Origin of the sequence: Pseudoduganella sp. (assembly GCF_041914865.1) — a bacterium.
In the GTDB taxonomy this organism is placed as follows: Bacteria; Pseudomonadota; Gammaproteobacteria; order Burkholderiales; family Burkholderiaceae_D; genus Rugamonas.
On record NZ_JAYSCO010000002.1, the window covers coordinates 139217 to 151501 of the forward strand.

General features: G+C 66.9%; 9 protein-coding genes. All 9 read right to left on the bottom strand.

Annotation, left to right across the window (positions count from 1 at the left end):
- Positions 1-43: 43 nt before the first annotated feature.
- The gene (locus tag ACE3TQ_RS01630) at positions 44-1651 is read right to left on the bottom strand and encodes an SEL1-like repeat protein (RefSeq protein WP_374580167.1); all 1608 of its coding nucleotides are present in this window, start codon (positions 1649-1651) and stop codon (positions 44-46) included.
- Between the two features lie 7 nt (positions 1652-1658).
- On the bottom strand, positions 1659-3872 hold the full coding sequence (locus ACE3TQ_RS01635) for a putative bifunctional diguanylate cyclase/phosphodiesterase (protein ID WP_374580168.1): 2214 nt from the start codon (positions 3870-3872) through the stop codon (positions 1659-1661).
- Between the two features lie 6 nt (positions 3873-3878).
- Positions 3879-6035: an HDOD domain-containing protein gene (locus ACE3TQ_RS01640; protein ID WP_374580169.1), complete on the bottom strand. Its 2157-nt coding sequence runs from the start codon at positions 6033-6035 to the stop codon at positions 3879-3881.
- Positions 6036-6226: 191 nt separating this feature from the next.
- Positions 6227-7489, bottom strand: coding sequence for a multidrug effflux MFS transporter (locus tag ACE3TQ_RS01645; RefSeq protein ID WP_374580170.1), 1263 nt, complete (start codon positions 7487-7489; stop codon positions 6227-6229).
- Positions 7490-7594: 105 nt separating this feature from the next.
- The gene (locus tag ACE3TQ_RS01650; RefSeq protein ID WP_374580171.1) at positions 7595-8788 is read right to left on the bottom strand and encodes a class I SAM-dependent RNA methyltransferase; all 1194 of its coding nucleotides are present in this window, start codon (positions 8786-8788) and stop codon (positions 7595-7597) included.
- A gap of 143 nt (positions 8789-8931) precedes the next feature.
- Entirely contained in the window at positions 8932-9348 is a 417-nt protein-coding gene (locus ACE3TQ_RS01655; protein WP_374580172.1) for a CopD family protein, read from the bottom strand.
- 3 nt (positions 9349-9351) lie between these two features.
- Positions 9352-10623 (bottom strand): glutamate-5-semialdehyde dehydrogenase, encoded by a 1272-nt coding sequence (locus ACE3TQ_RS01660; protein ID WP_374580173.1) that lies wholly within the window; start codon positions 10621-10623, stop codon positions 9352-9354.
- Positions 10624-10627: 4 nt separating this feature from the next.
- Complete coding sequence (holA, locus tag ACE3TQ_RS01665; RefSeq protein WP_374580174.1) at positions 10628-11644, bottom strand: DNA polymerase III subunit delta; 1017 nt, start codon at positions 11642-11644, stop codon at positions 10628-10630.
- 11 nt (positions 11645-11655) lie between these two features.
- Positions 11656-12279, bottom strand: coding sequence for an LPS assembly lipoprotein LptE (lptE, locus tag ACE3TQ_RS01670; RefSeq protein ID WP_374580175.1), 624 nt, complete (start codon positions 12277-12279; stop codon positions 11656-11658).
- Positions 12280-12285 lie beyond the last annotated feature (6 nt).

Below are 12285 nucleotides of genomic sequence, written 5' to 3' on the forward strand. Positions count from 1 at the left end.
CTTCGCGCATAGATTGTCCGATTGTCAGACCTGACCCCGAATTTCAAGCAGGTAAGAGTTCCGGGGCGGAGCGCAGGGCGGCCAGTTGCTGGGGGTCGAGGCGGGCGGCGGCGCTGTGCAGGTGGCGCGCCGCTTGCGCCAGGCCGCTGCGCTCGGCCAGCGCGAGCCAGCGCCAGGCTTGCGCGGCGTCGGCTTCCACGCCCTGGCCGGACAGGAACATCAGGCCGGCATTCATTTGCGCGCGGGCGTGGCCCTGGCGCGCGGCGGCCAGGTACCAGGACAGCGCTTGCTTGAAGTCGCGCGGCAGGCCCTGGCCGTTGTCGTAGCGCAGGCCGAGCGTGAAGCACGCTTGCGTGTGGCCCTGCTCGGCGGCCTTGCGGTACCAGGCGTTCGCTTGCGCCAGGTCGGGCGCGGGGCCGTCGTCGCGGTCGTGGACCTGGCCCAGCATGAACTGGGCGGCGACATAGCCTTGCTCGGCGGCGCGGCGGAACCAGGCCAGCGCCTTGCGCGCGTCCTGCGGCACGCCTTGCCCGTGCTCGTAGCGCAGGCCAAGGTCGAACTGGGCGCGCAGGTGGCCCTGGTCGGCCGCTTTGCGGTACCAGAAGATGGCTTCCTGCTGGTCGCGCGGCACGCCGTGCCCTTGTTCGAACAGGAGCGCCAGGTGGTATTGCGCGGCCGGGAAGCCTTGTTCGGCGGCCTTGTGGTACCAGTGCGCCGCTGCGCGGTAGTCCTGCGCCACGCCCTGGCCGTGGTCGTAGCGCTGGCCCAGGTTGTTCTGCGCGCCGGCGTGTCCCAGTTCGGCGGCGCGGCGGTACCATTGCAGCGCCTTCTGTTCGTCGCGCGGCACGCCGTGGCCGTTGTCGTAGATCAGGCCGAGGTTGAACTGCGAGCTGACGTGGTCCTGCTCGGCGGCCAGCGTGTACCAGTGGATCGCCTTGGCCGGGTCGGCCGCCACGTCCTGCCCTTTGTCGTAGCGCAGCGCCAGGTTGAACTGGGCGGCGGCATAGCCCTGGTCGGCGGCCTTGCGGAACCAGCCCAATGCCTGCTTGGCGTCCTGCGCCACGCCCTGGCCGTTGTCGTAGCGCAGGCCGAGGTTGAACTGGGCGCGCGCATAGCCTTGCTCGGCGGCCTTGCGGTACCACATGATCGCTTGCGCGAAATCCTGCGGCACGCCTTTGCCGGTGTCGTACATCATGCCCAGGTTGTTCTGCGCGCCGGGGTCGCCCTGTTCGGCGGCCTTGGCGAACCAGTGGCGCGCCTGCTCGGTGTCCTGCGCCACGCCCTGGCCTTTGGCGTACAGCCAGCCCAGGTTGTACTGGGCGGCGGCGTAGCCCTGCTCGGCCGCCAGCTGGTACCAGTGCGCCGCTTCGGCGAAATCGACGTCGACGCCCTGCCCTTTCTGGAACATCACGCCCAGGTTGTACTGCGCGTGTTCCAGGCCGGCGTTGGCGGCCTGACGGTACCAGGCGGCGGCCAGCTCGTAGCTTTGCGGCACGCCCTGGCCGTTGAAATACATGAAGCCCAGGCTGTGCTGGGCGTTGGCGACGCCGCGCTCGGCCAGCTGGCGCACGCGCAGGAATTCGGCGGTGTAGCCGCCGTCCGGCGCCGGCGCGCCGGCGTCTTGCGCTGCGGTGGGCGTGAAGCGCTGCATGCCGCCCTTACGCCTGGATCGCCAGGCGCGGCACGACGGCCAGGGCCGGCGCCTCGACCTGCTGCTGCGCCGCCAGCACTTCCATGAAGCTGGTCAGCGCGATCGGGCGGTAGAACAGGTAGCCCTGCATGGTGGCGCAGCCGTTGGCGGCCAGGTAGCGCGCCTGCACTTCGGTTTCCACGCCTTCCGCCACCAGGTGCAGGCCGAGCCCGCGCGCGATCGAGATGATGGCCAGGATCACCGGGTAGTGGCCATGCTCGTCGTGGATCTCCTTGACGAAGCTCTGGTCGATCTTGATGGTGTGGATCGGGAAGCGGTGCAGGTAGGACAGCGAGGAGTAGCCGGTGCCGAAGTCGTCGATCGCCACCGACACGCCCAGCTGGCACAGCTTGTTCAGCTGTTCGATCGCGTACTGCGGGTTGCGGATGCAGATGTTCTCGGTGATCTCGACTTCGATCTGCGAGGGCGAAATCTGGTAGCGCAGCAGCGCGTTGCGCATCTTCTCGAAGAAGTCGCCGCGGTCCAGGTATTGCGGCGACAGGTTCAGCGACAGGCGGATATTGTCGGCGCCGGCCGCGTTCCACAGCAGCAGGTCGCGGCACAGGGCGCCGATCATCCAGTCCGAGATCGGCAGCATCAGGCCGTTTTCTTCCGCGAAGGGCAGGAACTCGCCGGCCGACAGCAGACCGCGCGTCGGGTGGTTCCAGCGCATCAAGCCTTCGGCGCCGATGATGCGGCCGCTGGCCTGGTCGACCTGCGGCTGGTAGTACATTTCCAGCTCGTTGTTTTCCAGCGCCTTGCGCAGCGACTGCTCGAGCGCGATCTTCTGGTGCGACATGTCCTGCATCGAGGCGTGGTAGAAGCTGTGGCCGTTCTTGCCCTGCGCCTTGACCTGGTACATGGCGATGTCGGCGTGGCGCAGCAGCTCCTCGATCGTGTCGCCGTCGGTCGGATACACCGCGATGCCGATCGAGGCCGAGATGTGCACCACGTGCCCATCCAGGTCGAACGGCGCCTGCAGCACTTCCTGGAACTTGTCGGCGATGGCCTTGGCGTCGGCGCGGTCGCGCAGCTCGGGCAGCACGATGGTGAATTCGTCGCCGCTGTGGCGCGCCAGCGTGTCGCCCTTGCGCAGGCAGTCCTTCAGGCGCCGCGCGGCCTGCTGCAGCAGCTCGTCGCCCTTCACGTGGCCCAGCGTGTCGTTGACCAGCTTGAAGCGGTCCAGGTCGATGAACATCACCGCCAGCTCGGCCAGCTTGCGCTTGGCCTGGATCACGGCCAGGCCCAGGCGGTCCTTGAACAGGATGCGGTTCGGCAGGTCGGTCAGGATGTCGTGGTAGGCCTGGTACGAGATCATCTCCTCGGCGCGCTTGCGGTCGGTGATGTCGCGCGCCACGCCGTAGGTGCCGAAGAATTCGTGCTTGGCCACTTCCTCGCCCGGCACGTGCATGCCGATCGCGTTGAGCGAGATCGTCATCAAGGTGTTGTTGAAGGTGCGGTCGCCGGCGGCGCTGTTGTTGCACTTCAGGCGCAGCTCCACATTGCGCGAAGCGCGCTCGTCGACGCGGCGCTCGTTGAACACATAGCGCGCGCGCTCCTGGTCCTCCTCGTGCACCAGCACCGAATAGTGGCGCCCGATCAGCTCTTCGCGCGTGTAGCCCAGGATCTGGTAGGCGCGGTCGTTGATGAAGGTGAAGCAGCCTTCGTGGTTCAGGGTGTAGATGATGTCGGGCGAGCTGTCCACCAGGTAGCGGTACATCTTTTCCGAGTTTTCCAGGCGCTGCGCGATGCGCGTGTTCTCCACCGCCAGGCGGCGCTTCTGCAGCGCGTTCTCCACGGTCTTCAGCAGCTCGGGCGGGTTGTACGGCTTACGCAGGTAGTCGTAGGCGCCGCGCTTCAAGGCGCCGATGGCGGCTTCGATGCCGGCTTCGCCGCTCATCACGATCACGTCGCAGTCGATCTCGCGCGAATTGACGAAATCCATGATGTCGTGGCCGCTCATGTCGGGCAGGCGCAGGTCCAGCAGCAGCAGGTCGAAATGCTGGCGGCTCAGCGCGGCCAGCGCTTCGGCGCCGTTGGTGGCGGTCACCAGCTGGTAATGGTCCTGCACGCGCAGCAGCTCGTACAGGGAGGTCAGCAGGCGCGGTTCGTCGTCGACCAGCAGGAGGCGGGGCTGGAATTCCGGTGCCGGGGTCTGGGGCGTCGGGATGATCGGGTTCATGGGGCCTTATACGGAGTCCACCACGCCGCGCGCCTGCACCGTGGCGAGCTGGCTGGTGCTGCCGCGGGCCGGCAGCAGGAGTTCAAACGAGGTGCCGTTGGCGCCACTGCGGCAGCTGATCATGCCGTTCAGTTTCTTGACCAGGCTGTGGACGATGGACAGTCCGAGCCCGTGGTGCTTGCCTTCCTTGCTGCTCTTCACGGCACTAAACAGGTTGGCCAGCACTTCCTGCGACAGGCCGGGGCCGGCGTCGCTCACCACCAGCTCGACATACAGCCGGCGCTCGCGGTTGACCAGCCCGCGATTGGCAATCTCGATGCGCCCGCCCTGCGGCTGCGCCTCGATGGCATTCTTGACCAGGTTGACCAGGATCTGCTTGAGCAGGTCGGCATCGCCGTCGATCTCCTGCGGGCCGTCCTGCATGCGCGTGAGCACCTGCACCGAGGCCGGCAGGAAGTCGGTGGCGCGGAACAGGCGCAGCACATCTTCCACCACGCGCGCCACGTTCGTCACGCTGCCGGCGTCCGACGGCTGCAGGTCGGCCAGGCCGTTGATCAGCTGGCCGACGCGGTCGATCTCCTCGTTCAGGATCGACATCTCGGAGACAACAGGCTCACGGCGCGCCAGCTTGGCGTCCAGCACCGACAGGTAGTTCTTGATGATGGAGAGCGGGTTGTTCACTTCGTGCACCACGCGCCGCGAGGCTTCGCGATATTCCTCCGCCACGTGCGCCACCTGGCGCCGCGCGTGGCCGCGCTCGGACAGCGCGGTTTCCAGCGCATTGGCGGCCTGGTTGCCGAAGGCCTGCAGGAAGCGCTCCTTCTTCTGCAGCAGCGGCAGCTGCCAGGCCGGCACGCCGCCCACGATCATGCCCAGGCAGCGCTGGCCGGCCACCAAAGGCAGGCACACCAGCGCTTCGCTGCCGACGATGCGGAACAGCTGCTGTTCGACGATGCCCAGCGCGGCCAGGCCGCTGCCGCGCGTGGCGAAGGCCAGCGTGCGGCCATTGGCGGCATCGGCCAGCAGGCCGGGTTTATTCAGCGGCACGGCGAATTCGGCCAGGCGCTGCTGCGCCTCGCCCGTGCCGGCGCCTTGCAGCGCGTGGCCGGTCGGGCTCTCCAGCAGGATGACCGTGGTCTCCAGGTCGAACAGGATGCGCGCCGAACGCGTCATCGCGTCCAGCATGCCGGCCTCGCCCGCCTGGCGCGCGAAGCTCTGCCCCATCTCCTGCACCAGCACCATATTGCGCACTTCTTCCTGCAGGCGCGCCTGCACCGGATCGACTGGCTGCGGGGCGATGGCCGGCGGCGTCGGGATGTCGTCGGCGCCGGCGAGGTCGATGCCCAGGTGCTCGGCGGCGCGGGTCACCTGGCGCGCGGCCGATTTGACGAAGGCGTCCAGCTTGTCCTCTTCGATGCCGCACAGCGCCGCCGCCTCGGCCGCCGCATCCGGCGTGGCGGCGTGGTAGCACAGCTGGTGCGCCAGGCGCACGATGCGGATCAGCGGATGCGCCGCTTCCAGGCGCGGCACCGGCTCGTGGTGGTACAGCACCGAATCGGCCAGGAAGGAATCCAGGTTCCAGCGCTCGATCAGCCAGGCGCCGGCTTCGGCGTGGGTGATTTCCAGCGTGCGCTGCTCCACCGCGCACAGGTCCTCGTCGTCGCGCGCGGTGAAGTTGTAGGCGTATTCCTTGGGCGCGGTGGCCAGCAAGGCCAGGCGGCCCACGTTGTGCAGCAGGCCGGCCAGGTAGGCCTCTTCCACCTGCGGGTAGTCGAGCACGCGCGCGATATCGCGCGCGATGACGGCGGTGGTCAGCGAGCCTTTCCAGAAGGCGCGCAAATCGGTGCTGCCGCTGTGCGGGAAGTTGTTAAAGGTCTGGAACACCGACTCGGAAATCACCAGCGTCTTGATCATATCGGTGCCGAGCGACACCAGGGCCTGCTCCAGGCCCACCGAGCGGCTGTGCCGCTGGTAGGCCGAGCTGTTGGCCACCGCCATGATCTTGCTGGTCATGCCCGCATCCTTGGCGATCAATGCCGCCAGCTCCGGCATGCCGGCATCGTCGGCTTGCAGGAGCTCAATCAGCTTGATCAGGATCTGCGGCATGGCCGGGAGCCGCGCGATCAGCAAGCGATTGCGGATGTCTTGTTCGGGGTGTTGCATTTCAGGGTGGTCCAAATCCTCGAATTGCGGGTATTTATCCGCTCTGTTCTCGCTTGCAATCCACGGAGCAAATTGGCATAAATATACTATAACTTATTAGCAATACAAATTTCTGGCGGCAATATGTTGCATTTGTGTAGAAACAACTACACTATTGACAGAAATTTACTATTTGCCAACAAGATTTTCATTTAGGCACTTATCTTGCGCCGCAAGACGCGCGCCGTCAACCATAGCCCCAGCGCGGTCAGGGCCAAGGCCAGCTGGCCGCAGGCCAGCCACAGCAGCGAATGCGAAGCCAGCGGCGCCAGCACCCCGGCCACCAGCGCGCCCAGCAAGGTGGTGGCGAACGACTGCACCGAGGCCACCGTGCCGCGGATGTGCGGGAACAGGTCGAGCGCCAGCAAGGTGGCGCCGGGCGCCGCCACCGACATGCCGAAGGTGTAGAAGAACAGCGGCAGCACGCTCCACGGCAGCGACGGCGGCAGCAGCGCATGCAGCAGCACATTGGCCAGCGCCGCCGTCAGCAGGAAGCAGAAGCCGTAGCCGATCTGGCGCATGAAGCTGATCTTGCCGGCGATGCGGTTGGCCGCCAGCGCGCCGAGGAAGATGCCGCCCACCGCCGGCACGAACAGCCAGGCGAATTGGTCCGGCCCCAGGTGCAGCTGGGTCGGCAGCGCCACCGGCGCGGCGGTGATGTACAGGAACAGGCCGGCGAAGTTGAAGGCCACCACGCCGGTCTTCAGGTGGAACAGCGGCGAGGACAGGATCTGGCTGTAATTGCGCCACAGGTAGCGCGGGTTGAACGGCTGCCGCTTGTCGCGCGGCAGCGTGTCCGGCAGGCGCCGGTAGCAGACGATGAACAGCAGCACGGTATAGCCGGCCAGCGCCAGGAAAATCGTGCGCCAGTCCGAATACTTGACGATAAAGCCGCCCAGCACCGGCGCGATGGCCGGCGCGATCGAGAAGATCATCGTCACCATCGACAGCAGGCGCGCCGCCGCCGCGTCGGAATACAGGTCGCGGATGATGGCGCGCCCCACCACCACCCCGGCCCCGGCCGACACGCCCTGCAGCACGCGGAAGAACCACAGGTAATGGACGGTATGCGCCGAGGCGCAACCAATCGTCCCGACCAGGAACGCCACCAGCGACACCAGGATCACGCTGCGCCGCCCGAAGGCGTCCGACAGCGCCCCATGCCACAGCACCATGGCGGCGAAAGCCAGCATATACGCCGTCAGCGACTGCTGGACTTCAATCGGGGTAGCGTGCAGCGACGCCTGGATATTCGGGAAAGCCGGAAGATAAGCATCGATCGAAAACGGCCCGAGCATGGAAAGGCTGGCCAGCACCGCCGCCAGCGCCCCCGGCCCCAAAGGCTTGCGCCGCCGCGCCTCCGGCTCGGGGATGGCGGCAGGAGGATCTGGCGGAATAGTCGGCGGCGTATGCATCGGAAGGGGTCAGGTCTGTCAATCGGTCATTTGGCGGCCAGCGGCGGCACGGCCAAAGGAGCACTATACGCGCCAAATGTCCGATTGTCAGACCTGACCCCGAATTTACTCAGCCGCCGGCGGCTTGCGGTTGAAGCCCGCCACCATGTCGAAGCGGAACAGGCGGCACTCCAGCGCGCCATTGAAGAACGGCGTCTTGCGCGACTCCTTCAGGCGCAGCAGCTTGGGCAGGCCCAGGTCGGCCGTGAACAGGTAGGCGGTCCAGCCGCTGAAGCGCTGCTTCAGGGTGGTCGAGAACGCGCTGTAGAAACTGCGCGCCAGCTCGTCCTCCTCCAGGCTGGCGTCGCCGCGCACGCCGATCCGCTCGCCGTACGGCGGGTTGGTCAGCAGGATGCCCGGCTCCCTGGTCGGCGCCTGCACCTGCTGCGCTTCGATCTGCTTGAGCGGCACCTCGAACAGGATGCCGGCGCTGCGCAGGTTGTGGCGCGCCATGGCCACCATGTCGCCCGAAATGTCGGAGCCGAAAATGGTCGGCTCGGCCGGCAGCGGGTTCGGCTTGAAGTCGGTCTTCATCTTCTGCCACGGCTCGGGGTCGAAGTCGTGGAACTTCTCGAACGCGAAGCGGCGGCGCGCGCCGGGCGGGATGCCTTGCACCATCTGCGCCGCTTCGCACAGGATGGTGCCGGAGCCGCACATCGGGTCGAACAGCGGCACGCCCGGCTTCCAGCCGGACACGCGCAGCAGGCCGGCCGCCAGGTTTTCGCGCAGCGGCGCGTCGCCGGTCTCTTCACGCCAGCCGCGCTTGAACAGCGCTTCGCCGGAGGTGTCGAGGTAGACCATGAACTGGCGCTGGTCGAGGAAGCCGAAGATGCGCATGTCGGGGTCGCGCGTGTTGACCGAGGGGCGCTTGCCGTACATGTCGCGGAAGCGGTCGCACACGGCGTCCTTGATCTTCAGGGTGGTGAATTCGAGCGATTTGAGCGGCGACTTGATGGCGGTGACGTCGACCCGGATCGTGTGGTGGATGCCGAACCATTCTTCCCAGGGCTGGGCCAGCACCAGGTCGTAGATGTCGTTTTCGTTCTGGTAGTGGCACACGCCCATGCGCATCAGCACGCGCGAGGCGATGCGCGAGTGCAGGTTGATGCGGTAGGCGTCGTACAGGTCGCCGGAGGCGTGCACGCCGCCGGGGACCTGGTTGTGCACCTTCAGGGTCGGGCTCATGGCCGCGATTTCAGTCAGTTCTTCTGCGAGGGCGGCTTCCAGGCCGCGCGGGCAGGGGCAAAAATAAGATGGCATTTGGGGAACCCTTTATCCGTTAAAAACAAAACCCGGTAAGGCGGGGTCAGACGGGGACGCCTAGTCCCAAGGGTCTGACCCTGGGCCTGCAGCCGCCGCGTGTCATGGGTCTGACCCTTGGGTCAGACCCAGGTTTACCGGGTTTAGAAAGGCTTGACGACCACCAGAATCACAATCGCCAGCAACATCAGCACCGGCACTTCATTGAACCACCGGTAAAACACATGACCGCGCTTATTCACGCCGCGTTCAAATTTCTTCAGCAGCGAGCCGCAGGCATGGTGGTATCCCATGAGCAGGAACACCACGCCCAGCTTGGCATGCAGCCAGCCCGGCATCTTCGCGCCGTACTGCAACGCCACCAGCCAGATCCCGAACACCACCGCCGGCAGCGCCAGCATCGTGGTGAAGCGGTACAGCTTGCGCGCCATCGTCAGCAGGCGCTCCGTGGTCGGCCCCGGCGTTTCCATCGCCAGGTTGACGAAGATGCGCGGCAGGTAGAACAGGCCGGCCATCCACGACACGATGAAGACGATATGCAGCGCTTTAATCCAGAGCATGAATCACTTTCTAATCTCGCCGTGGCCGAACACCACGTATTTGAGGGAAGTCAGGCCTTCCAGCCCGACCGGGCCGCGCGCGTGCAGCTTGTCGTTCGAGATGCCGATCTCGGCGCCCAGCCCGTACTCGAAGCCGTCCGCAAAGCGGGTCGATGCGTTGATCATCACCGACGACGAATCGACCTCGCGCAGGAAGCGCATCGCCGCCGAGTAGTCCTCGGTCACGATCGCCTCGGTATGCTTGGACGACCAGGTGTTGCAATGCTCGATGGCCGCGTCCAGGCCGTCCACCACGCGCACGGCCAGGATCGGCGCCAGGTATTCGGTGGCCCAGTCCTCTTCGGTCGCATGCGCCAGGTGCGGGTAACCGGCGCCGGCCAGGATGGCGTGCGCCTCGGCGTCGGCGCGCAGCTCGACCTGCTCGGTGGCGTAGCGCGCCGCCAGCTGCGGCAGCACCTCGGCCGCGATGCTGCGCGCCACCAGCAGCGTTTCCATGGTGTTGCAGGTGCCGTAGCGGTGGCACTTGGCGTTGAAGCCGATGTCGAGCGCCTTGCCGATATCGGCCTTGGCGTCGATATACACGTGGCAGATGCCGTCCAGGTGCTTGATCATCGGCACCGTGGCTTCTTCCATCAGGCGCGCGATCAGGCCCTTGCCGCCGCGCGGCACGATCACGTCCACGTACTGCGGCATGGTGATCAGCGCGCCCACCGCGGCGCGGTCGGTGGTATCGACCACCTGCACGCCATCGGCCGGCAGGCCGGCGCCTTGCAGGCCCTCGGCCACCAGCCTGGCCAGCGCGCGGTTGCAATGGATCGCTTCCGAGCCGCCGCGCAGGATGGTGGCGTTGCCGCTCTTGATGCACAGGCCGGCCGCGTCGACGGTGACGTTGGGGCGCGCCTCGTAGATGATGCCGATCACGCCCAGCGGCACGCGCATCTGGCCGACCTGGATGCCGGACGGGCGGATCTTCACGTTCGAGATTTCGCCCACCGGGTCCGGCAGCGAAATGATCTGGCGCAGGCCTTCCACCATGGTGGCGATGGCCTTGTCGGAGAGCGCCAGACGGTCCAGCATGGCCGGCGCCAGGCCGGCGGCGCGCGCGGCGGCCAGGTCCTGCTCGTTGGCTGCGCGCAGCGCCGGGGCTTCGCGCTCGATGGCCTCGGCGATCAGCGCCAGCGCGCGGTTGCGCGTGGCGCTGTCGGCGCGCGCCATGCCGCGCGAGGCGGCGCGGGCGCGCTGGCCGATGTCCTGCATGTACTGCTTGATGTCCATAGTCTTAACCTTTTGCGACCTTCAGCGCCAGCTGCAGCATGGCATCCCACTGGTCGCCGGCGAACGCCTTGGCGCGCAAGCCTTTCACCATGCGGTCGACCTGGGCGGCCTGCTGCAGCGCCGCTTCCAGCGTCGGCAGCGAGATGCGGCGCAGCGCCGGCTCCATCAGCCGTTCGCGCGGGCCCCAGATGCGGTACTCCTTGAGCAGCGCCGGCAGCGGCCGGCCCTGCGCCATGCCTGCCTTTAATTTTAGCAGCGTGCGGATTTCTTCGGAGACGGCCCACAAGACCAGCGGCAGCGCTTCGCCCTCGCCTTTCAAGCCCTCCAGCATGCGGATCAGGCGCGCGGTGTCGCCGGACAGCATGGCTTCGGACAGCTTGAACACGTCGTAGCGTGCGACATTGAGCACGGCGTCCTGCACCTGCTCGTGGGCCAGCTTGCCCGGCTCGTGCAGCAAGCCGAGTTTCTGGATTTCCTGGTGCGCCGCCAGCAGGTTGCCTTCAACGCGGTCGGCGATGAAGTCCAGGCTGGCGCGGTCGGCGCTTTGCCCTTGTGCGGCAAGGCGGTGCGCGATCCATCCCGGCAGCGCGTTGCGCTCGATGTTCGGGATGTCGATATACACGGCGGCCTGCTGCAAGGCCGCCACCCACGCCGCCTTCTGCGTCTGCCAGTCCAGCTTGGGCAGGGTGATCAGCGTGAGGTTGTCTGGGGACAGGTCTTTCGCGTAGGCCTGCAGCGCCGCGCCGCCATCCTTGCCCGGCTTGCCGGACGGGATGCGCAGCTCGATCAGCTTCTTGTCGCCGAACAGGCTCATGGCCTGGTTGGCGGCCAGCAGCTCGCCCCATTTGAAATTGCGTTCCACCGTCAGCACGTCGCGCTCGGAATAGCCTTGCGCGCGGGCCGCGCGGCGGATCTTGTCGGCCGCCTCCAGCGCCAGCAGATGCTCGTCGCTGGTGATGACGTACAGCGGCGCCAGCGTCTTGGCGACGTGGGCGTCCAGGGCGTCGGCGCGCAGCTGCATGGCGGCCGGCCTTAGCGGACCACCGGCGCGGCCGGCGTGCCGCTGCCGGTGGCGTCCGGGGTGCCCAGCACGCCCGGCAGCACGCCGGACGGCGTTGGCGCCGGGGCCGGCGCGCCCGGCTTGATGGCGGCCATGCGGCGCATCATCTGCTGCACCAAGTCGGTCTGCATGTCCTTGTACAGCAGGGCTTCCTCCTGCTCCTTCGCCAGCAGCTGGTCTTCCTTGAACTCGATCGGGCGGCCCAGCGTGATCTGGGTCGGCGCCAGCAGTTCGTTGCCGCCCTTGTCGGTGACGCGGAACACGATGTTATAGGTCAGCAGGTATTCGCGCACGCGGCCATTGCTGTTCAACGACAGGATGGACTTGCTGCGCGTCTTTTCCGGATCGGTGATCACTTCGATCACGCCGTCCGCCTCGCGCGCCGAGGCGGCGACGCTGGTGTGGCCGTTGGCGCGGATATTGCGCTTCAGGTCGATCGCCAGCGGCGACGACTCCGGCAAGCTCACATACAGGGCGTTGAACGGCAGCGTGTAATTGCCGCTCGAGCCGCGCAGGTGGAAGCCGCAGCCGGTGGCGGCGGCGGCCAGCGCGCTGGCCAGCACGATGTTGCGCAGGGTTTTCAGGGTCGTCGCCATGTGTGC